At 43.5% G+C, this 23,146-nt stretch carries 18 protein-coding genes; 12 read left to right on the top strand and 6 right to left on the bottom strand.

All coding sequences use genetic code 11. The features are described 5' to 3' along the window. Positions 1 to 294 precede the first annotated feature (294 nt). Positions 295 to 636 (bottom strand): translation initiation factor, encoded by a 342-nt coding sequence (locus ACFGVR_RS05730; protein WP_448701714.1) that lies wholly within the window; start codon positions 634 to 636, stop codon positions 295 to 297. Between the two features lie 230 nt (positions 637 to 866). Further along, positions 867 to 1,754, bottom strand: a complete 888-nt coding sequence (locus tag ACFGVR_RS05725) for a diacylglycerol/lipid kinase family protein (RefSeq protein WP_448701713.1) — start codon at positions 1,752 to 1,754, stop codon at positions 867 to 869. A 220-nt stretch (positions 1,755 to 1,974) separates the two neighbouring features. Between ACFGVR_RS05725 and metK the strand changes: the two genes are divergently transcribed. Further along, a complete protein-coding gene (gene metK, locus ACFGVR_RS05720) occupies positions 1,975 to 3,225 on the top strand; it encodes a methionine adenosyltransferase (RefSeq protein ID WP_448701712.1) in 1,251 nt (416 codons plus the stop codon). A 55-nt stretch (positions 3,226 to 3,280) separates the two neighbouring features. Here metK and ACFGVR_RS05715 read toward each other — a convergent pair whose 3' ends face one another. Further along, positions 3,281 to 3,487, bottom strand: a complete 207-nt coding sequence (locus ACFGVR_RS05715; protein WP_448701711.1) for a YqaE/Pmp3 family membrane protein — start codon at positions 3,485 to 3,487, stop codon at positions 3,281 to 3,283. 48 nt (positions 3,488 to 3,535) lie between these two features. Between ACFGVR_RS05715 and ACFGVR_RS05710 the strand changes: the two genes are divergently transcribed. Further along, the gene (locus tag ACFGVR_RS05710) at positions 3,536 to 4,135 is read left to right on the top strand and encodes an NUDIX domain-containing protein (RefSeq protein WP_448701710.1); all 600 of its coding nucleotides are present in this window, start codon (positions 3,536 to 3,538) and stop codon (positions 4,133 to 4,135) included. A 44-nt stretch (positions 4,136 to 4,179) separates the two neighbouring features. Further along, positions 4,180 to 4,917 (top strand): lysophospholipid acyltransferase family protein, encoded by a 738-nt coding sequence (locus tag ACFGVR_RS05705; protein WP_448701709.1) that lies wholly within the window; start codon positions 4,180 to 4,182, stop codon positions 4,915 to 4,917. A 222-nt stretch (positions 4,918 to 5,139) separates the two neighbouring features. Here ACFGVR_RS05705 and ACFGVR_RS05700 read toward each other — a convergent pair whose 3' ends face one another. Continuing rightward, entirely contained in the window at positions 5,140 to 6,177 is a 1,038-nt protein-coding gene (locus tag ACFGVR_RS05700; RefSeq protein ID WP_448701708.1) for a terminase small subunit, read from the bottom strand. A gap of 108 nt (positions 6,178 to 6,285) precedes the next feature. Continuing rightward, positions 6,286 to 6,879, bottom strand: a complete 594-nt coding sequence (locus ACFGVR_RS05695; RefSeq protein WP_448701707.1) for a master DNA invertase Mpi family serine-type recombinase — start codon at positions 6,877 to 6,879, stop codon at positions 6,286 to 6,288. Between the two features lie 178 nt (positions 6,880 to 7,057). On the opposite strand from ACFGVR_RS05695, the gene ACFGVR_RS05690 reads away from it, so the two are divergent. After that, positions 7,058 to 7,834 (top strand): TaqI-like C-terminal specificity domain-containing protein, encoded by a 777-nt coding sequence (locus ACFGVR_RS05690; RefSeq protein ID WP_448701706.1) that lies wholly within the window; start codon positions 7,058 to 7,060, stop codon positions 7,832 to 7,834. Here ACFGVR_RS05690 and ACFGVR_RS05685 read toward each other — a convergent pair. Then, a complete protein-coding gene (locus ACFGVR_RS05685; RefSeq protein ID WP_448701705.1) occupies positions 7,818 to 11,633 on the bottom strand; it encodes a DUF7149 domain-containing protein in 3,816 nt (1,271 codons plus the stop codon). The genes ACFGVR_RS05690 and ACFGVR_RS05685 overlap by 17 nt on opposite strands. Positions 11,634 to 11,843: 210 nt before the next feature. On the opposite strand from ACFGVR_RS05685, the gene ACFGVR_RS05680 reads away from it, so the two are divergent. The 8 genes from ACFGVR_RS05680 to ACFGVR_RS05645 all read left to right on the top strand — a co-directional run bounded on the left by ACFGVR_RS05680 (position 11,844) and on the right by ACFGVR_RS05645 (position 23,127). Further along, the gene (locus ACFGVR_RS05680) at positions 11,844 to 12,422 is read left to right on the top strand and encodes a hypothetical protein (RefSeq protein ID WP_448701703.1); all 579 of its coding nucleotides are present in this window, start codon (positions 11,844 to 11,846) and stop codon (positions 12,420 to 12,422) included. A 409-nt stretch (positions 12,423 to 12,831) separates the two neighbouring features. Then, the gene (gene typA, locus ACFGVR_RS05675) at positions 12,832 to 14,643 is read left to right on the top strand and encodes a translational GTPase TypA (RefSeq protein ID WP_448701702.1); all 1,812 of its coding nucleotides are present in this window, start codon (positions 12,832 to 12,834) and stop codon (positions 14,641 to 14,643) included. A gap of 116 nt (positions 14,644 to 14,759) precedes the next feature. After that, on the top strand, positions 14,760 to 15,380 hold the full coding sequence (locus tag ACFGVR_RS05670; protein WP_448701701.1) for a class I SAM-dependent methyltransferase: 621 nt from the start codon (positions 14,760 to 14,762) through the stop codon (positions 15,378 to 15,380). A gap of 13 nt (positions 15,381 to 15,393) precedes the next feature. Further along, on the top strand, positions 15,394 to 16,077 hold the full coding sequence (locus ACFGVR_RS05665; RefSeq protein WP_448701700.1) for a class I SAM-dependent methyltransferase: 684 nt from the start codon (positions 15,394 to 15,396) through the stop codon (positions 16,075 to 16,077). A gap of 54 nt (positions 16,078 to 16,131) precedes the next feature. After that, positions 16,132 to 16,899, top strand: coding sequence for a class I SAM-dependent methyltransferase (locus ACFGVR_RS05660; protein WP_448701699.1), 768 nt, complete (start codon positions 16,132 to 16,134; stop codon positions 16,897 to 16,899). Between the two features lie 3 nt (positions 16,900 to 16,902). Then, the gene (locus ACFGVR_RS05655; protein WP_448701698.1) at positions 16,903 to 18,024 is read left to right on the top strand and encodes a glycosyltransferase; all 1,122 of its coding nucleotides are present in this window, start codon (positions 16,903 to 16,905) and stop codon (positions 18,022 to 18,024) included. Continuing rightward, positions 18,021 to 19,511, top strand: a complete 1,491-nt coding sequence (locus ACFGVR_RS05650; RefSeq protein ID WP_448701697.1) for a lipopolysaccharide biosynthesis protein — start codon at positions 18,021 to 18,023, stop codon at positions 19,509 to 19,511. Before ACFGVR_RS05655 ends, ACFGVR_RS05650 begins: the two co-directional genes overlap by 4 nt. Before the next feature lie 49 nt (positions 19,512 to 19,560). Next, the gene (locus ACFGVR_RS05645; protein WP_448701696.1) at positions 19,561 to 23,127 is read left to right on the top strand and encodes a T9SS type B sorting domain-containing protein; all 3,567 of its coding nucleotides are present in this window, start codon (positions 19,561 to 19,563) and stop codon (positions 23,125 to 23,127) included. Positions 23,128 to 23,146 lie beyond the last annotated feature (19 nt).

Here is a 23,146-nt window from a genome sequence, read left to right as displayed (position 1 = left end):
GTTTTTATAAATGTAAGTTAATTAATGTGCTATACTTAGTAAAAGAATAACAAATTTATAATATTAATGGATAAAAAAAACCTTTTTCACCATTCTTTATAATAAATTAATATTGGGCATGTTTTTGCCTAATTGGTTATTCAATAACGTGTTTAAATAAAAAAATTGCCTGTTATCGAGACAATTTTTTACAATACAAACCATTTTTTTTTACAAACGCAAGCGGTTGCATTATTTTTTTTGTAACTAAAGCGATACTTTGGTGTCAAATATACACCCATGCTTTGCGGTTTTTTATCCGCCGGCTTTTTTTGCTTTGTAACCCTCGGCTTGCAGGAGAGTTAAAATTTTATCGCGAAAGTCGCCCTGAATTAATATTTCTCCTTCCTTTACCGAGCCGCCAACACCGCATTTGGTTTTGAGTTTTTTGCCCAATGCTTCCAGGTGGCTGGCGCTGCCAACAAAACCGGCTATAGCAGTCACCATTTTACCGCCGCCCTTACGGTCAAGAAATATTCTGAGGTTTTGCTGTTGTGGCGGCAGGGTACCTTCGGGCTGCTGTTCCTCGTCAGTGTATTGAAAACCGGGATCGGTAGAGTACATAATGCCCGACGTATTTTTATTTTTTTTTGACATGGTGATTGTTGCTTTGCAGATGTAAAGATAGAAAAAGGAGGACGATGCCGGAAGCGACCTAGTGCAGTTTGCCTTAAGGATAGGTGTACAATGGGAGCTGAAACAAGTTCAGCATGGCGTGTGTTTTTATCGTTTGCCCATCAAAAAAATCCGAAACGGCGCAGCCTTCTTGAGCACCATTAAAAACAAACGCATGCGAAAAATTGAACATCCGAAATCCGAAATAAAAACTATCCTTTATAACCCTCGCCCACAATTACGTTTAACGAGTTGGGGATCACATCAATCTGGGCATCGGCGCCGATGATGCTTGGCTCGCCATCCAAATGCACTGGGCCTTCGGTTGCGCGCTCCACCTTTACATGCCTGCCGCGTATGATCTCGACAAATTTTGAGCTTTCGGAAGTTTTGGTGAGCATACGGATCCCCATTTCTAACAGCCGGTACGCGGGGAAGGGTTTGATCACGCAAACGTCGATCAACCCATCATGCAACGAAGCATGGGGTGATACGTGGGCGTTGTTGCCGTATTGTGATGAATTGGCAAAGCTGAGCATAAAGGCTGTACGATCATAAACCTTGCCATCGATCTCCAGGCGGTAATCCTGCGCCTTATATTTAGATATCTCTTCGATAGAAGATTTAAGGTACGAGCTGAAGCCACGTTTTACGGTATGCGAAAACACCTCGCTGATGTGGGCATCAAAACCCATACCGGCCATATTAAAAAACCATTTGCCGTTTAATCGGGCCGAATCAATAGTTTTAACGTCACCGGTATTGAGTAACCGGATGGCTTTGGCAGCATCCATAGGTATTTGTAAAAAACGGGCAAGCCCATTACCCGAACCATATGGGATAATGCCTAATTGTTTATCAGTTCCGGCTATAGCCGATGCCGTTTCGTTAACCGTACCATCGCCGCCAACGGCTACAATTACATCATAATTTTTGGCGCCTTCAATCGCTATTGCCCTGATGATGTTATCGAGCGTGCTGAACTCGATATGGTAGTCGTAGACATGGTGATCAAGGTGTTTTTTAATGAGTTGCGGAACCTGATCTTTTTTTTTGCCTCCCGAAACCGGGTTTATAATGAATAATGCTTTCCGTTTCAAGTAATTGTTGTGTTTCGGGGGCCAAAAGTACTTGTATTTTTGACTTATATAAAATTGTTTTAACTTCGTCCCCCGAAAGTGGACTGATTTAAGTTGCGCAATTATAAAACTGCGCCGGATTGCAACCACGTAAAAAAGTGCTAAACCCTGCTTCTTTTTTTACCCAATCGCATCTCAAAGCCACTATTTAGCGTAATTAATTAATAATTTAAGAAACTTTATGTCGTATTTATTTACCTCAGAGTCGGTATCAGAAGGACATCCTGATAAAGTTGCCGACCAGATCTCGGACGCATTAATTGACAATTTTCTGGCATTTGACCCGGACTCGAAAGTAGCCTGCGAAACGCTGGTAACTACCGGACAAGTAATTTTGGCAGGAGAGGTAAATTCGAAAACGTACCTTGACGTTCAAAAGATAGCCCGCGATGTGATCAACAAAATTGGTTACACCAAGGCCGAATATATGTTTGATGGCAGCTCATGCGGTGTGCTATCTGCCATACACGAGCAATCGCCGGATATTAACCAGGGCGTTGATCGTAAAAAGAAAGAAGACCAGGGTGCCGGCGACCAGGGCATGATGTTTGGTTACGCCACTGTTGAAACCGACAACTATATGCCTTTGGCTTTGGATATAGCTCACGCCATATTATTGACACTGGCCGAGATCCGCCGCGAAAACACCGATGTGAAGTACTTGCGCCCGGATGCAAAAAGCCAGGTTACTCTGGAGTACGACGATAACAACAAACCGGTACGTATTGACGCCATTGTGGTATCAACCCAGCACGACGACTTTGACAGCGAAGAAGCGATGCTGGCCAAGATCCGTAAGGATATTGTTGAGATCCTGATCCCGCGCGTAAAAAGCAAGTACCCTAAATACAGCCACTTTTTTAACGACGCTATTAAATACCATATTAACCCGACCGGTAAATTTGTGATCGGTGGCCCGCATGGCGATACCGGCTTAACCGGCCGTAAGATCATTGTAGATACCTACGGTGGTAAAGGTGCGCACGGTGGTGGTGCTTTCTCGGGTAAAGATCCGTCGAAAGTTGACCGCTCGGCTGCTTATGCTACCCGCCACATTGCCAAAAACCTGGTTGCTGCCGGTGTTTGCGATGAAGTATTGGTACAGGTAAGCTACGCCATTGGTGTTGCACAGCCTATGGGTATTTATGTAAACACCTACGGCACAGCTAAAGTTAAACTGACCGATGGCGAAATTGCTGCCAAGGTTGAAGCTTTGTTCCCGATGACGCCCTACGCTATCGAAACCCGTTTTAAACTGCGTAACCCCATCTATCTGGAAACCGCAGCTTACGGTCACTTTGGTAAGCCGGCTCAGGTAGTAACCAAAACCTTCACTTCGCCGGATGGCAATAAAAAGACTTTAGAGGTCGAATTGTTTACCTGGGAGAAATTAGACTTTGTAGACAAGGTTAAAGCTGCCTTCGGCATCTAAGCACCCAATTAATACTTTTTAAAGCCCTTTCGTTAAACCGGAAGGGCTTTTTTGTTTACCAGCGATAGTTGCTGCGGCGTATCTCTCGCACCAGCCTGCGGTGGCGTTTAGCTTCATAATAATCCTGTGTTACCAGTACGGCGTGGATGACACCCGGTATCCAGAAACAAATGGTGAGCAGTATACTCAATATAAAGGCACCGATGCGCCCGGTAGTTAAAACCGCGGCGGGTGGGAATAAAAAGCAAAGGAAGTATCTCATACCAGCAAGTTTTTAATTTAGATGCTATCCCCGTAAGGATGTTACACATTGCTTATTAAACCTAAATACCCGTATTTTGCAGCCATGCAGCATCCCGAAGATAACCCTTGGAAAATAACCTCTCAAAAGGAAATATACAGCAACCCCTGGATCCACCTCACCGAGTACCAGGTGATCAACCCATCGGGCAAACCGGGCATATACGGCAAGGTGCATTTTAAAAACCTGGCCCTGGGCGTTATCGCGCTCGACGACAACCATAACACCTACCTTGTTGGCCAGTACCGCTTTACCATTGACCAGTACAGCTGGGAAATGCCTGAGGGCGGCGGCCCTATCGGCATTGAGCCAATCGAAAGCATCAAGCGCGAGCTGCTCGAAGAAACCGGCCTCAAGGCCAGCCGCTGGACGGAGCTGCAGCGTATCCACCTCTCCAACTCCGTGAGCGACGAACTGGGCATTTGCTACCTGGCGCAAGGCCTGGAGCAATTTGAGGCCCAACCCGAAGAAACCGAACAGTTGATGGTACGTAAACTGCCTTTTGAAGACGTGTACCAAATGGTAACCCGCGGGCAAATAACCGACTCGCTCACCGTGGCCTCCGTACTTCGCGTAAAGCTGATGATGATAGAAAACCTTTTACCCTAAATACCAGTATATACAATTAACCGATAAATGCTATTTTTGCGCCGATGCACAAGTTTTGGGGATACATACTTACGCCGATATACTACCTGTTCTTTTGGTTCTGGCTGGGCATATTTCATCCCACACAATGGCTGGCCTATAATATAGGTGGCTATAAGGCCCATAAATACGTGGTCGATATCATGAACGCCTGCCTGGTGTATACCTGTTACCTGCTGGGTAATAGCGTAACCTTTACCAATAACTATACCCTGCCAACCAATAGGCCCATTATTTTTTTGGCTAACCACCAAAGCATGTACGATATACCGCCCATCATCTGGTTTTTGCGGGCGCATCACGCTAAATTTATTTCAAAGATCGAACTCACCAAAGGAATACCCTCCATATCATACAACCTGCGCAAGGGCGGGGGCGCCAATATTGATCGTAAGGACACCAAGCAATCCATTATGGAAATTGTCAAACTGGCCCAGCGCATGCGCGAGAATAACTGGTCGGCAGTAATATTTCCCGAAGGTACCCGCGCTAAAGACGGCCAGGTAAAAACCTTCCAGGTGGGGGGCGTAGCCACCATCCTAAAAAAATGCCCCGAAGCCCTGCTGGTGCCACTGGCTATTAATAACAGTTGGCGCATGGTGCAGTATGGGTTTTTCCCGCTAAGCGCCATGGAACATATTAGTCTGCAAGTGCTCGAACCTATTGAGCCAGGCAGCGGTAGTGCCGAAGAATTGGTGCTCAAAGCAGAAAACGCGATCCGCAAAGCATTGCGGCAGGGGTAGAAGGATTTCGAATGTTCAATTTTTCGCTTGTGTTCGTTTTTTTAATGGTGCTCAAGAGGGCTTCGCCGTTTCGAATTTCGAATTTTTTAAGAAGTCATGCCGAACTCGTTTCGGCACCCCATCATACAGAGCGGCTATACAAGACTTTTCCATTTAATCATTCAATAACTCAATCCTTCAATCATTATAACAAGGGCGTTGCCTCCGGCCCGGGCTTTACGCTCATACTGCACGGGCCTTAGCCACGGCCTGCCCTGAACCCGTCGCAGGAGCCTGGCCTGAGCCCGTCGATGGGCCGGTATCCGCTTCAATCCCTAACGCAAATCCCACGTCACTAAACCTGCTTTCCTCATTCAATCCATCAATCATTCTATCATTCAATAATTGAGGAAGGGGGGAAATTGTAAGAATATTTTCAAGCTTTTCATCACTCCCCGTTCCCGGATCAAGACTCTCGACTTCCGACTCAAGACTTTCCCGCCGCCGCCCCGGACTAATATTCATATCCTCCAAAGCCATTAAAGTTTTCAGGTCAATTCCCTCCAGCTCAAAATCCTCCACCGGGTAATCCATCGGCAAATTATCCACGCTCCTGTCCACCACCACCGAATCCCCCTCAAAGCGACTTCCCCTCTCGGGAGAGCCCGTCCCGAAACTTCGGGAGGTTAGGGGTGTGTTCTCTGCGCCAATCAAACCGCCTTCCTCTTCCAAAAAATCTTCCCGCTTTAAGCCTCCACCTTCCGGCTCAGAAACCTGCGTCTTTAATCCTTGTTCCTTGCTCTTTGTTCCATTTAAACCATAAAACCCCAAATGCCTCGCAATCTTATCCAGCGCACTCATTTTATTATGCAGCTTAATGCGGCTCTGCATCCCCACGCGGTAGCCCTCGCCATCCTGCACTTCCGTAATATCATAAAAACTAATAGCCGCCTTTTCGTCAACGGTTAGCTCATTCATCCGTTTCAAACAAGCATATTCATCATAGTAATTACCCATATTGCTAAAAGCGATCTTCGAAAGCTCCCGTAAGATCATATCATGCGTGATCTCCAAACGCTGGCTGCGCCGGTTCATCGCCTGTTTTAAATAGTACTGAATTTTAGGTACATGCAGCAAAGCGCCTTTTCTACTGGTGTTCTCGCTATAGCCGCTATTCACGGCAGCCTTAAAAGCATTAAAATGTGTCAAATACTCATCGCAAAATCGTTGCTGCTGATGTGTTAACCGGTAATGGTCCGGTATCGTTCCTGTTGTGTTCATTGGTTGGTCTATTTAAGTTTAAATTATTACCAATGTAATGTTAAATCTTAAATATACGCAAATAAAGCCAATTAAGCAAGCTTAATTTATTACACCATAATTGTTAAATTATATTCTTTCTTTTACAAATGATGACACAGTTAAACGGTGAACACCTAAAATTCTTCCAATCGCGCTGTAGGAGATTTTTTTGTTCATTAACGATTTGATATCATCTTCTTTACCCGTCAATTTTCGCATTTGCGACTTACTACCTTTCGGCCGACCTAATATTTGACCTTCGGCTTTACGGCGTGCTAAAGCTTCTTTTGTTCGTTGTGATATAAGATTTCGTTCGATTTCTGCCGATAAGCCAAAAGCAAATGCTAACACTTTTGAATTAATGTTATTGCCTAATTCGTAATTTTCTTTTACAGTATACACCTTAATGTCTTTTTCCATGCAGTCATGTAAAATTTTCATGATCTGCATCAGATTACGCCCCAAGCGTGATAACTCCGAAACAATTAATACATCGCCTTTTTGCATACGTTGTAACAATGCACCAAACTTTCGAACCTCTAATTTCTTGGTCGAACTGATAGTTTCTTCTATCCATTCGTCAATTAATAGCTGTCTTGTCTGGGTAAAGTTTTGAATTTCAAATTGTTGATTTGCAATGTGTTGTCTGTCTGTGCTGATGCGGATGTAGCCGTAATTCATGATTGTTTAAGTTTTTTATTTAATTAAAATAGACAAAAACAGCTTTATTCAGCTGATAAAAGACTTAAATAGCATCATCAATTTATTATATAAGAGGAGCGATTTTTTTAGACAATCAACCACAACTCAAAGTGGTTTTAAAGCTGACGGCGCCTGGGTAATATTATCACCCATCGAAGTGGCTATAAAAAATAAAATTGAGGCGATAGGCTTACCTCTAAAAGATTGGGATATCAATATCTACAGGGGGATACTAACAGGATATAATGAAGCATTCATTATTGATCAAAAAACAAGAGATGAGCTAATTGAGGCCTCGCCTAAAAATGCTGAAATTATACGTCCGATTCTTCGTGGCAGAGATATAAAAAAGTATAGCTACGACTTTGCCGATTTATGGCTTATAAACACTCACAATGGGATTAAAGAAAAAGGAATTGAGCCTGTAGATATAAACCTTTATCCGGCTGTAAAAAAACATCTTGACCATTTTTATCCTGAGTTAGAAAAACGCGTGGACAAGGGAGTAACTCCATACAATTTGAGAAATTGTGCATACTTAGAGGATTTTTCCAAACAAAAAATTGTGTGGGGCGAGATTTCTGATAAAGCAAATTTTGCATTAGACATTCATGATAATTATTTCGTTAACAATAAATGCTATTTATTGACCGGAAATCGACTTGAATATTTAGTGTGTTTTCTAAATTCAAAGATTTCTGAATATCTTTTTTCCAAAATTGGAACTACCACTGGAGTTGGTACCGCTCAATGGTCGAAGTTTACTATTGAACAGCTCTGTGTCCCTCTTGTCAATGAAGATCAAGAGAAAGAGTTTATATTCTTGGTATCTGGTTCAAGCACAGATAAATTAACCGAAACTGACATCAATCAACGGATATATACTATTTGTGGTTTAACATCGGAAGAAATAACCTTTATTGAATCTCAATAAACCCAATTACTTCTTTTTCTTCTATGGTCAGCTGGAATAAATCCGCTATAATTGAATCTATTTGTCTTTCATAAGCTGAAATATCTGCAAATTCATCTTTCTGAAGTACCGTAATACATTGGTCAACTAACGTTGCAATTGCGTTTTTTTGTACCGAATCCGCTCTAGGTATTAGATGCGGCTCTAAAGCCTGAACACTCGTTATAACGTCTCCAGTTCCGGTTTGTGGTGAATTTCTGAGTAATTCCTTTTTGCTAAACGTAGAATTTAAATAACCGACTATATATTTCAAATCTTTACCAACAGCAAAACAAGTGCTATCAAGACAATACATACCTGTTTCATCGTACGAGAACCTGATCACAGAGCCCACTCGCTTCCATACTATTTTGGGCTTTTCAAATTCCTTCCAATAAGCTATGTTATCTTGGATTTCATACCATTGGTATGTACCTGGCTTGCGTCCGCGCAATTCTTTGTTGTTTTTAGGCAGCAAGTCTTCGTAAAAAGTCATTAAATAATTTTTTATTGGCAAATACTTCTCAATATTTATCCCTTTACGGGTAAAAATCAAATAGCTGTCAACAAGATTATTATAATATTTTCCTATTCCCCTGCCGCGAATAAGGGGACGTATAATTTCGTCAGCTTCAGGGCAATTTTTTAGTAGTTCATCACGCTTTACTTGATCAATAATGAATGCCTCATTAAACCCGGTCTTGATTCCATAATTAATTTGTACATTCCAGTGTTTTAGTGGGGTACCAATTGATTCAATCTTTGCTTTTATTCGTGTTTCTATCTCACTTAAAATTACCCATCCTCCTTCGTCAGAAAAGCCTTTAACCGTATTTGTATGTTGTCTAAGGTAATCGCTCATTTTTTCTAAACTACCCAAACTTTTATCGAGCAAACAAGTTTGGGTTTCGCCCGCGTATGTTGCCTTTTGCGAAATGAGCATATTGGTATCAACCGTAGCCGATTCAAATACCTGGTATCCTCCAAAGTCAACTAATAATAATGGGTTGGTTTCTTCTAAAAAAAATTTGCGGATAGCTACGCCATAATTGGCTCGCATCCATTTGTTAGAAGTTATAAATCCAAAGAAATAACTTGGTTTAAGTAGCCTAATTGCCTGTTCATAAAACAGACAGTAAATATCCCCCGTCCGTGTAAACGTGGCGTAATTACCTTTCTGTAGGGCATCAGCATCCTCGCCCATCTTTTGCAACTGAATATACGGCGGGTTCCCAATAATAACTTCGAAGCCTTCAAAGTCGCCCTTTTCGCTCAGTACTTCTGGAAATTCAAACCGCCACTCAAATGCGTTGCGGTAAATTACATTTTCCTCAATCTCTTTGATCTCCTTTTCGTTCTTTTCAATGTTCATGGTTAACCGGTCAACCTCAATTTCCATTTCTTTTTGTGTGCGCTTCGCGCCAAACAAATCAAAATTGTTTTGAGCTAGGGCTAATTGTCCACGTAGTTCAGAGAGACGTTTTCTTTTAGGGTCGCGCCGGCTTACCGTTTCTTTGAATTGCTCTTTTATATTTTTTATAAAGTCTAACAATTTGGCTTTAGCGTCCTTGTCAGATGCATCTTTATAGGCCTCTACCGCCAATTGATAATCAGCTACACCAAACTTTTGCTTTTTAAATACATCTGATAAATCTTCTTTTAGCGAATACTTACTTAGTAACGAGTTACCATGTTTGATATTAATATCAATATTTGGCAGCGTTTCTAATTGCGTAAAGTTTTCATCGGGCCTATAGTATGCATGTTTTAACAACTCTATCCATAACCTGAGCTGGCATATTTTTACTGAGTTTGGGTTAATATCAACACCAAATAAGCTGCCCTCAATTATCTTTCTTTTTTCGTTAAACAGTGTTTGTTGTATACGTTGTACCTCTGGTGCTATTTTGTGCCCACCTGATGTAGTTGTGGTTACGGTATATTCAAAAAACGATGAATCACGGTAGGTAACTACCAACTCATCATTAGCTATACTCACTTCTACATCACTCAACCTGTCGCCGGTATCATCTGCCAATATTCCCAATTGCGCTTTGATCGCAATCAATTCATTAAGGCTCGATACCAAAAAGTGCCCCGACCCAACGGCCGGATCAGCAATACGGATAGATTCGATAACGGAATTAAATTCTAAAATATCCTTACGGTTTTTCCGATCAGATATATAGTTTTTAATATCCTCAACAGTTTCACACTTCCAGCTATAGGTTTCGTTAAACTTTTGAACTACTGCTTTACGTATGGTTTCCCGACACAAAAACATAGTTACAGCGCCGGGAGTATAGATTGAACCATCGCGGTAGCCGTTCATTTTTTCAAACACCAAACCCAACACCGCTGCGTTGATTATGGTTTTGTTTTCTTCTTGCACCTCTTCCTTACCAACCGACGCGAAATCATAGGCCTCTAAAAAGTCAAAGAAATAATGTAGCGTATTCATGCTGCTTACAACTTTACTTTTGTTGCGCTTTTTTGTAAGGACCGAATTGCTATAAAGTTCAATATCCAGGTTATGGTCAAGAGTATTAATTCTTATGCTGTACTCTTCTATCGGCGAAGCCTCGAACAGCGAACTATTTAGGTATGGAATGTGATTGTATTTTTGTTGTACGGCCAATGCCCTATGATCGGTTTGCCGTGCCAACACCTGGAAAAACAGTTTATGTAACTCATTGTAATCATTAATGGTTTGAATGTTCAAAAACTTAAACATCAAATTCCCATTATGGTATTTAATTAGTTGGGCCTCTAATAATTTTAAAAATAATATCCGGTTTACCCAGGTTATGCTTAACTCAAGGGCTAAGTTGAAAAGTTGCTCTTCTGTTGTTTTCCCTACTAAAAGGTTATTGGGTACTTTTCTTAACACATCCTCAACATCCAGCATGTTAATAGCATTTTCTAACAACGATGCGGGTAGCCTTTTACCAACTGGCAAGCGTTGGATTACCTTTTTTCCACCTTCTTTTACTTCTTCTAAACCAATAATGTGCAACAACTCCTTAAAAAAGCCGGTATCTAACGAGTTACTATCATTAATGAAAGGCAGCTTCAGAAAGTTTACGGGAGAAAAGAATTTATAAAGAGGGACTAATTTATTATCATTTTTGGTGTCGTCAGTCTTTAAGTACTTAATATGATCCTTAAGATTAACATATGTAAATTTTAGCTCTTCTTCAAGGTCATGCAAAAACGGTTTGGCAATCTCATTATAAAATAAATCTGTTTTTGTACTTACCTTTTGCCCTGCTTCCCACTCTCTGAATGTTTTTTGTAGTTGGCTGTTTCGCGCAAAAACCCGATCAAATAACGAGGCATCAAAAACAAACCATTCATAAATATTGGTTATTACCAAATGGGTTAACGATATATTTTTATTAGTAACACGTTCACGAAAAAAATATAGAATAAGCTCATGCATCGCTTTTGCATTCAAATTATTCTTGGTAATCATATCAGCTTTATTGCTGGGCTTCTTGACCTCAAACAAAACCCCAACATGCGATTTGGCTTCTTTCTCTAAGTGTATTACCAGGTCGGCCCGACCTTTTGTTGCAATAAGGTGATTGGGGTCATAATAAGTTTGCTTTAAAAAATCAGCAAGATGCCCCTTTACATTTTCTTCACTTTCCTTTTCGTCAATACGCGAAAGGAGCTTCTGCAGGTTTGCTTTGAAGGTATCTAAATCTGTACGCCCAGGCTTTACAAGACGAAAGGCTTTATCAATACTATCAATTAAAGAAATAGGGCTTATTGTCATCGGTTTTTGGAATAGCGCAATTTATTAAATATGATTAATAAACACATATTTAAATTAACCTAAAGTCAATAAGATTCTTCCCCCCAGCTACCACAAGTATGCAGCGCCGGCAATGAGCATTGAGTACTTGTGCCTTACCCCTGGTTATTTATTATTTTTCCCTATGTTTATACCACCATCCAAACCTATAGACAATTAAACCCATAAACCATGGCATTTGCAAACGGCACCCCGGTAAGTATCAACGGCACAGAATATAAAGCTATCCAGGATTTTTTGGTGGGCGACAAGGTTTACGCCGCCGATTATAATAGCGCTACGCAATGGAGCCAGCAAACCATTCAATTCAGCAACGGCACATCCGGCGGCCTGCAACCCCTAATGATTTACATCAGGTATATGCAGCAGGGCAACCCGGGCGAAATTATCGTTACGCCCGACCAACCTTTTTTACTGGATACCAAACAGCTAATACAAGCCGATAAACTTACCCCTGGCGATAAGCTGGTATCGGTAACCGGCCAGCCCGTTGATATTTTGCAGATCGTCTTAGGCCAGTTCACGGGTGGTGTGCACGATATTTCCATAACCATCGGCAGTAAAGATCCAGGGCATTGGATAGCCGCCGCCGGCCTGGTTTGCGGCGATTTTGCCATGCAAATAAACCAGCAATCCCATAATATCACCGCTATTGGCACGCCCGAACGCCAAATACCCCGTAAACCCACAAAAGCCGACGCGCCACCTCCGCAACCCCCAAAACGCGCACCCCGCCCCAGGAAAAAGTAAAGTGGGATTTCACAGATTTTAATATTGATTCCACCGATTCCGCGTTAGGGATTGCAGCGGATACCGGCCCAGTGGCTAATGCCTGTGCAGTATGAGCGTAAAGCCCGGGCCGCAGGCAACGCCCTTGTTAGTATCAAGTAATTAGTGTCAAGTAGCAAGACCAAAAGAAGGTACTTGATACTCGCGACTTGATACCGTAACGAAAACACCAAATAATACCCACCTGTTTAAAACGTTCAAATCCCCTAACCCAAACCAGCTCAAACCCAACATTGCAACCCCTAAACCACTCACCTGCACGTTAATATTACACAGCCTCAACAATTTAATAACACAATAAACCAACACAATAGCAATTTTCCCATAAATTAAACGTACCTTTGCGCCAAATTTAAGTACGCATTATTCCATGCAAAAAATAAGAAACATCGCGATCATCGCACACGTTGACCACGGCAAAACTACCCTGGTTGATAAAATTCTGCACAGCTGCTCTATCTTCAGGGATAACGAGCAAACCGGCGAATTGATATTAGACAATAACGACCTGGAGCGCGAGCGGGGCATTACCATCGTATCGAAAAACGTTTCGGTAATGTATAAAGACGTTAAGATCAATATTATTGATACCCCTGGTCACGCCGACTTTGGCGGCGAGGTGGAGCGTGTTTTGAAAATGGCCGATGGCGTTTTATTGCTTTGCGATGCGTTTGAAGGCGCTATGCCCCAAACCCGTTTTGTTACCCAAAAAGCTTTGGCTTTAGGCTTAAAACCAATTGTGGTAGTAAACAAGGTTGACAAAGAGAACTGCCGCCCCGAAGAAGTGTACGAGCAGATCTTCGAACTGTTCTTCAACCTCGAGGCTACTGAAGACCAGCTGGATTTCCCGGTGATCTACGGTTCATCAAAACAAGGCTGGATGAGCACCGACTGGACTAAACCAACTACCGATATCTTCCCGCTGATGGACGCTATTTTAGCCAACATCCCGCCGGCGCCGATTGAAGAAGGTACTTTGCAGATGCAGATCACCTCGTTGGATTATTCGTCGTTCGTTGGTCGTATCGCGATCGGCCGTGTGGCCCGTGGTACCATCAAAGAAGGCATGCCGGTATCGCTGGTAAAACGCGATGGCACCATCCAAAAAACAAGGATCAAAGAATTATACACGTTCGAAGGCTTAGGCAAGGTGAAAACCCAGTCGGTTAGCTCGGGCGATATTTGCGCTGTAGTAGGTATTGATGGTTTTGATATTGGCGATACCATTGCCGATTTTGAAAACCCGGAGCAACTGGCCGTAATCAAAATCGACGAGCCGACGATGAACATGCTGTTCACCATCAACAACTCACCGTTTTTTGGTAAAGAAGGCAAGTTTGTAACCTCGCGCCACTTACGCGACCGTTTGTACAAAGAAATGGAGAAAAACCTGGCGCTGAAGGTTATCGAAACCGAATCGCCTGATTCGTACCTGGTGTACGGTCGTGGTATCCTCCACTTATCGGTATTGATCGAGACGATGCGTCGCGAAGGATACGAGATCCAGGTTGGTCAGCCACAGGTAATCATCAAAGAAATTGATGGTGTGAAATGTGAGCCTATCGAAACCCTGATCGTCGACGTTCCGGGCGATGTATCGGGCAAAGTAATTGAGCTGGTAACCCAGCGCAAAGGCGACTTATTGGTAATGGAGCCTAAAGGCGATCTGCAACACTTAGAGTTTGATATCCCGGCCCGTGGCATCATCGGCTTACGTAACAACGTATTGACGGCTACCGGCGGCGAGGCCATCATGGCGCACCGCTTCAAGGCTTACGAGCCCTGGAAAGGTACCATCCCTGGCCGTTTGAACGGTGTTTTGGTATCGATGGACAGCGGTAAAACCACTGCTTTCGCGATTGACAAGCTGCAGGACCGTGGTCGTTTCCACGTTGATCCGGGAGTAGATATCTACGAAGGTCAGATCCTGGGCGAGCACATCCGCGATAACGATCTGGTGATCAACTTAACCAAAGGCAAGCAGTTAACTAACATGCGTGCATCGGGTAGCGATACCAACGTGCGTATTGCACCGGCCATCAAATTCTCGTTAGAGGAAGCAATGGAATACATCCAGGCCGATGAGTATATCGAGATCACCCCGGTTGCCATGCGTTTACGTAAGATCTACCTGAACGAAAACGAGCGCCGAATCAACGCTAAAAAATTCGTTAACGCTTAATTGAGCTTAAAGCGATATATTGAAAAGAGGTAAGCTTAGGCTTGCCTCTTTTTGGTTGGTACAGCTTGCAGATTATATGTATTTTAGCCGGGCTAATTTTAGCTTCACACTTTGATATGGGCTTTTTCAAGATATTTAAACCAATAGTATTACCGTTAAAACGCCGTCGCGATATCTTCAGGCTGTTGCGTGCTGTACGCAAACCCGATGTAAAGATCGTAGTAGGTGCCAGCGACATCTTCGACAAAGGCTGGGTGCCTACCGATATGGAGTTCCTCAACCTGTTGAAAGAGGGTGACTGGAAAAACTACTTCAAACCGGACACCATATCAGCTATCTTAGCGGAGCACGTTTGGGAGCACTTAACACCAGAACAAGGTGAATTAGCAGCAAGCCATTGCTTTAAATATCTTAAACCCGGTGGCCACTTACGTATTGCCATACCCGATGGCAATCACCCCAAACCCGAGTATATCGAGCATGTACGCATAGGCGGCTCGGGCCCCGGTGCTCACGATCATAAAGTGTTGTACACTTACAAAACCCTCAGCGCTATGTTGGAGCGTGTAGGTTTTAAGGTAAGATTGTTAGAGTACTTTGATGAGAACGGCCAGTTTCACGAAGCCGCCTGGAAATCAGAAGAAGGCCACATTCGTCGCTCAAAAAATAACGACAAACGCAATGCCGGTGGCGAATTGAACTACACATCGCTTATCGCCGATGCCATCAAACCCTAATTAGCCGTTACAAATGAACAACGATGAAAGGCTAAACCCTTCGGTATTCAGCACACGCTACGTCCCCCTAACACATCTGCGCGATGCTACGCTCAAAAACCTGAGTGCGCTTACTGCTGATAAAAAAGATCTGCTGCTGGTCGACTTCGGTTGCGGCAATATGCCCTACCGTGAAGTGATCGAACCAATGGTTAGCAAATACCTGGGGGTGGATCTGGAGATGAATCCCAAAGCCGAACATCACATCGATTTCGATAGCAAAACCACCTTGCCGGGTAACTACTGCGATATTATCCTGTCAAACCAGGTGTTGGAGCATGTCGATTCGCCTTCCGGATATTTGCAGGAAGCTTTCCGCATATTGAAACCAGGTGGTTCCATGGTCTGCTCAACACACGGTTACTGGTTTTATCACCCAACCCCCAATGACTACTGGCGCTGGACGAGCTCTGGTCTGCGTCGCACCATCGAGATGGAAGGATTTCAAGTGACTTCTTTTTTCGGGATAATGGGGCTGGCAGCAAGCGGATTACAGTTGTTTCAGGATGGGATCTGCTTAAAGTTGCCTAAGTTTCTGATTCCGCCTTTTGCCCTGGTAATGCAGGCATTGATAGGCTTATTCAATAAAATAAATACCCAGGCCCAGCGCGACCGTGATGCAGCGATCTATGTTGTGGTGGCCCAGAAGCCTCTTTAAAAATAAAATGGCTAACTTCGCCGAAAGGCGAAAATATTATAGTTTGTATTGGTAATGGAAGAGATAGTTGATAAAAAGATCGTTGTATCCTACTACGATGAGCACGTAAAATTCAAGGTGAACGATTATATCGTGGTCAACCCGCGTATCGAAGGCGCATGGCAAACACTCATCAACAATGTAAAGTCTACCCCTTCGCGCATCCTCGAAGTAGGCTGTGGGATAGGCAGCATTTGCAACAAAATGCACAAACGCTGGCCAAATGCGAAAATTACAGGGATTGATATCAGCACCCAGTCAATCGCCATTGCCACAAAACTGTTTGCCAACGATAAGGTAAACTTTATCGAAACCTTGCTTACCCCCGAAACTTTTAACGAGCAGTTCGATTTGATCATCTTTATGGATGTTTACGAGCATATTGCCGTTGAAGACCGGCCTACTGTTCACGCCGCCATCAAAAAGCTGTTGCGTGATAAAAGCCGTTTGTTCCTTTCGGTACCCACACCACAAAATCTCAAATGGTGCCTGGTAAACCGCCCCGAAACTATGCAGCCTGTCGACGAGCATATCACTTTCGAAGTAGTAGGTAAACTGGCTCAGGATACCAACACTGAAGTTCAACTTTATGACCTGAAAGCCATCTGGCGACCGGCTGACTATGCCCACATTGTTTTTGAACGTAACGCCGACTTTACCGAAGCGTTCAACCATCCCAAACCCATCACTACTTTGCAGCGAGCAGGCCGTGTACTCAGCAAAATAAAATACAAGCTCACCAAACCGTTGCGCAGTGCCTATGTTCGCAGTAAATTAAAATAAGCAATGGGTGGCGCGTACAACTTATGCATCATAAAGCCCAATAAAGGCACCGTTTCCGAAACCTTTATCACCGAACATATTAACCGGTTAGCGGGTAATAAAAAGGTAATCTATGGCGGCAGTTTCCCGGTTTACGATCATAATCACAAGTATCTTATCCGTTCAAAGATCGGCTTGTTGAGCTATATCATTCAAAAACGCCTTTTTAATCGTAAAAATATCGGCGTGCGTAACCGTGCTTTGGTCAATTATCTCAGGCGCGAAAAAATAGATGCGGTTTTTGCCGAATACGGTACAGTCGGGGCAATGGTAACTCAGGCTTGTAAAACAGCCGGCGTACCTTTGGTAGTTAACTTTCATGGTGCCGATATTTATCAGGAAGATTCGTATTCAACATATCACGACTATTATAAAACCATGTTCAGTTACGCTTCGGCTATCGTGGCGGTTTCAACCGATATGATAGAAAAACTGGGCGAAGCCGGTGCCCAGCGCGAAAAACTGTATTGGAACCCTTGCGGTGTTGATACCGGCAAATTTACGCCGGTAGATGTAGCCTCATCAAAACCTTATTTCTTAAGCGTTGGCCGTTTTGTCGAAAAGAAATCACCAGTTTCCGTCGTTAAAGCATTTGAACTGATAACACGCTCAGTGCCCGATGCCCGTTTATGGATGGTGGGCACCGGGCCACTGTTCGGGGAAACCAAACTATTGATTGAAGCGCTCGACCTTTCAGATAAGATCACATTGACCGGGCCACTGCCCCCCGATAAAATAATCGAATTGTTTCAGCGAACCCGCTGCTTTGTACAACATTCGGTTACCGCGCCCGATGGCGACCAGGAAGGTACACCGGTAACCATACTCGAAGCCGGTGCATCAGGCATACCCATAGTAAGCACACAGCACGCCGGTATTAAGCAGGCAGTTATCGATAAAAAAACAGGATATTTGGTGCCCGAACATGATATTGAAGGGATGGCTGCTTATATGGTGAAAATAGCAAAGGATGCGCAATTAGCCGCGCAGTTAGGCAAAGCCGGACGTGAACATATGATCAATATATATACTATCGAAAAACGAATAGCAGTCCTCGACGAAATCATTCAAAATAGCATCAAATGAGTAACCTGTTAAAACGACAAGGATTTTTCAACAGCCTCATTCTATATGCAGGCACAGCCCTTGGCTTTTTTAATCTTGTTATTCTGTTCCAGCGTTGTTTGACTATCGAGCAGATCGGTTTTTTTTCGCTGATGATCGCCATTTCGCTCATTTACGCGCAATTCGCATCGGTGGGCATCGGCAACGTCATCCTTAAATATTTCCCGTATTACAGCACACCCGATCGTAAGCACAACGGCTTTGGTAAATTTATTCTCATCTATAGCGGTATCAGTTTTGCGTTGTTCACCATATTCTTTATTGCTTTTAAAAACCCCATCATAGCGCATTACAGCGAAGAAAAAGGTGCCTCGCTATTGGTAAAATACTATTACTACATTATACCAATATCCCTGCTTACTATGGTTTATACCATTTTTGAAAGCATGGCCCGTGCTATCTTCAAAAATGTGCTTTCGGCCTTTCTCAAAGAAGTTCTATTGCGTGTATTTACATCGGTAAGTATTTTATTGATAGGTGCCGCTATCATCAATTACCAGGATTTTTTGATCATTTACCTGGTAGCCAACCTGGTAGTTGTAATTATACTTTGGTATAGTATTTATAAAGACAAACATTTCCCGCTTTCGCCGATATCCGACCATATGCATGATAATAAAGTGCTTTTATTAAAATATGGCGTTTTTACCGTTCTGAGTGGCACTTCGTTTGCACTCATTCAAAACCTCGATATTATTATGCTGAGCTACCTGCGGGGCGAGTCGCTCGAGCTGGTAGGTATTTACAGCACGTTTTTTAATATCGCGGTAGTCATCAGTTTACCAGCAAAGGCCATGAACCGCACTTCGCTGCAGATCGTATCGCAGGCATGGGCTACTAACGATCTGCCCAAGATCGATAAGATCTATTACAAAACATCTGTCGTGCAAATGCTTATCGGTTGTTTGCTGTTCGTGGGGTTGATCGTTAATCGCGACTTTATCATGGTGTTGCTTAAAAAGCACGAGTACGTAGGCTATTTTGATGTTTTTATTATCGTAGGGATTGGTTTTTTGGTGGATATTACCGGCGGGTTAAATGGCTACATCATGAACGTATCCAAATACTACCGCCTTACTACCTATTTTATCACCGGTACGGTTGTTTTATGTGTAGTGGCCAACTGGTTTTTGATACCGAAATTTGGTATGATCGGTGCCGCGATATCCTATACCTTCATCATGTTCCTCCTTAACTTTATTTACTGGCTATTCGTAAAAGTTAAATTCGGGCTTCAACCATTTGGCAAAGCGCATTTACTGGTGTTGCTGGTAAGCGCGGTAGCTTTATTAGTAGGATTATACCTGCCGCTTGTACACAATATTTGGCTCGATATGATCTTACGTTCGGTAATAGTAGCTATTGTATATATAGGCCTGTCTTATTTATTAAAAATATCTTCGGATATTAATGAAGTTTTTGACCAGATTTTAAGGCGAAAAGCATAACTTGATCCATTAAACAATCTTTGCTGATTTAACTGTTTACCCTGTTTTAATGCTTAAATATATCAAAGCATATCTTGGCTTACTTTTTTTATTAATGCTTCCGATAGTTGGTATATGTCAGCTAAAACCATCTGTTCCTCAATGGGTACTTGATATCGGCGGCCCGGGCTCAAGTATCGTATCCTCTTCAAAAGTCGATAAACAAAACAACGTATACATCACCGGTATTTTTCAGGGGACGATCGATTTCGACCCCTCATCCGGTGTAAAAAACCTTACCTCAAACGGCGGTAGTTTTGATATTTACGTAGCTAAGTACGATACCAACGGAGCGTTGATCTGGGCGGTGTCGATGGGTGGCAGCGGTATCGATCAGCCCGATGGGCTTGCCGTTGATGCCAATGGTAATGTTTGCGTAGTTGGCTTATACCAATCTGGAAGTTTCGACGCCGACCCGGGCCCAGGGGTGTCAACGCTAACAAATATCGGCGGCAGTGATATTTTTATTATCAACCTGGATGTTAACGGCAATTTTTTATGGGCAAAATCTGTCGGCGGCACAGGCACGGATTATGCCAACAAAGTAGCTATCGATAGCCAGGGAAACCGGGTGATCGCCTGTCAGTTTAGCTCATCACTAACTATCGGCACAACAAACTTCCCGGCAAGCGGCGCTTTTAACGGCCTTGCACTCAAATATGATGCTGCCGGTAACTTTATTTGGGGTATCGATCTTGGCCAAACAGGCACTAATATAGTAAGCGGCGTAGCCATTGACTCTGGCGATAATATTTTGCTCGGCGGCGCCTTAAGTGGTACTGTGAATTACAATCCTTTAGGTGCAGCACAGAATGTGACAGCAACAGGAAGTTCAGTATTCACGGCGAAATATACCCCTGCCGGCCAGTTGATATGGGTGCAGCCAGCAACAGGAGGCATAAACAGTGCCATTAATATTTGTGTCGATTCAAAAGATAATGTGTACGATATTTCATCCTTTAGCTCGTCTTTAACATTTAACGGTACCGGTACTATTAATGCAGCAGGCAATCAGGATATAGCCCTATGGAAATACTCTCCGGCAGGTACCTTACTTTTTTCAAAAGGTATAGGCGGCAGCGGCGCTACAGTTATCAATTATGATGTAACAGTAAGTAACGACGATTACATTTATATTGCGGGTTCAATTATTGGTACGGTTGATTTTGACCCATCGGTTAATGTGGCGTTGATCAAATATCACGGACAAGAAGATCTGTGCTTGTCCAAATATGATGTTAACGGTAATTATCAGTGGGCAATAGCTGCAGGAAATAATAGCTGTAGCAACAATTTGGGCCGTACCGTGGCCGTTGATAACAATAATGATGTATTATTTGCCGGTTGCTTTTGTTCGACGGTTAATTTCGACTTTTCTAACTGTACCAATTATATCCTTACCGCGCAGAGTTCGGTGCGCGATATCTTTTTAGCCAAATACGTACCCAGCCCGCCGGCTATTTCAAATACAATCACCGCACCTGCAGTTACCTCGTTTTGCGGAAACGGCGACGCTGCGGCAATAACCGGCAGTACACCTACCGGCGGCAACGGTACGTTTACTTATCAATGGCAAAATTCTACCAACGGTATCGCTTTTACCAATATATCTGGCGCTACTGCTAAAGATTACGATCCACCGATATTAAGCGCCACAACCTATTACCTGCGTAACGTCAGTTCGGGCACCTGTGTGCCGGCCGCAAGCAATGTGGTTACCATAACCATAGCCGGTTCTATAAGCAGCAATATCATTACCGCTCCGGTGGTTACTACTTTTTGTGCAAGCGGCGATCCTGCCGTTATTAACGGCAATACACTATCCGGCGGTAGTTATACCTATCAATGGCAAAGCTCGGCAGATAATGTCACTTTTACCGATATTGCCGGAGCTACGTCTGCCACCTACGATCCCCCCCAATTAAACGCCACAACGTACTATCACCGGGTGGTAACATCCGGTGGCTGCTCACTTGCAAGTAATACCGTAACAATCACCATAAACCCCAATATCGCTAACAACAATATTACGGCACCTGCTACATCGGTTTTTTGCGGTGGTGGCGATCCGGCAATTACCGGCAGCACGCCCACCGGTGGTGGCGGCGCTTATACTTACCAATGGCAAAGCTCAACCGATAATGTCACCTTCTCCAACATCAGCGGGGCTGTAGCCGTTAACTACGACCCGCCAACTATAACCACTACTATGTATTACAGGCGTACGGTTATTTCGGTATCGTGTATACAAAACAGCAATGTGGTTACCATAACCATACAGCCTAATATTGCCAATAACAATCTTAATGTACCGGCTATTACTACATTCTGCATTTCCGGCGATCCGGCGCCCATAACCGGCGTTGGCACACCAACCGGCGGCAACGGTACCTTTACCTACCAGTGGCAAAGCCGGTCGGGCAATGCAAGTTTTAGCGACATCCCGGGCGCAACATCTGCAACTTACGATCCGCCCGTTATCACCGCCACTACTTATTATCACCGCCTTATTGCTTCCGGTTCCTGCCAAACCTCAAGTAACCTCATTATCATACGTATCGATTCGGCTATTTTAAATAACAACATCACCGCACCGGCAACTACCACCTTTTGCGGAAGCGGCGACCCTGGCGTAATAAGTGGCAGTACACCAACTGGCGGCAACGGTACATTTAACTATCAATGGCAACTATCAACCGATAATATCAACTTTGCCGATATTGCCGGAGCAACCAACATCAATTACGACCCGCCGTCGCTCTCGGCCACTACCTATTACAGGCGTTGGGTTACCTCAGGTGTTTGTATTTCCTCTATATCTAACGTAGTTGTCATCACCATAAATACTTCAATAACCGCCATAGCCAGTACAGATACAACCATTTGCCTGGGCGGTAGCGCATCTTTAACGGCTTCGGGGGGTACCAGTTATGTGTGGTCGCCCGCAACAGGTTTGTCAAATACCAATATTGCAAACCCCATAGCATCCCCAGCTACAACTACAACTTATACAGTAACCGCGTCAAATGGCACTTGTAGTTCAACGGCATTTACAACTATCACAGTAATACCTAAACCAGTGGTTAGTGCCGGTGACGATCGAATCATCGTGCTTGGCGATAAAGTACAATTAAATGCTACAGCTACAGGCAGCAATTTACAGTATAACTGGGTGCCGGCTACCGGCCTGAGCAATCCTAATATACTTAATCCCATTGCTACTCCCTCTGCCGACATTACGTACACGTTATACGTAACATCGCCAAATAACTGTTTTGTGGTAACCGATGATGTTTTTATCAAAGTATATCCGCCGTTGTCCATCCCTAATACCTTTACACCCAATAACGATTCCATTAATGATACCTGGAATATTACCGGCCTGGGATATTATTCCGATTGCCTGGTTCAAATTTATAACCGCTTTGGAACTCGGCTTTTTAAAAGCATAGGCTATAATACTCCGTGGGACGGAAAATATAATGGCTACCCGGTACCCGTGGGTATCTATTATTACATAATAGATCTTAAAAACCATACCAATGCACTTTCGGGTTGGGTAATGGTTTTAAGGTAAATACATTTATGTATTTTTG

The organism is Mucilaginibacter aureus, from assembly GCF_053514885.1.
The sequence above is the reverse complement of the archived record's forward strand: the minus strand, read 5'-3'. Positions and strand labels throughout refer to the sequence as shown.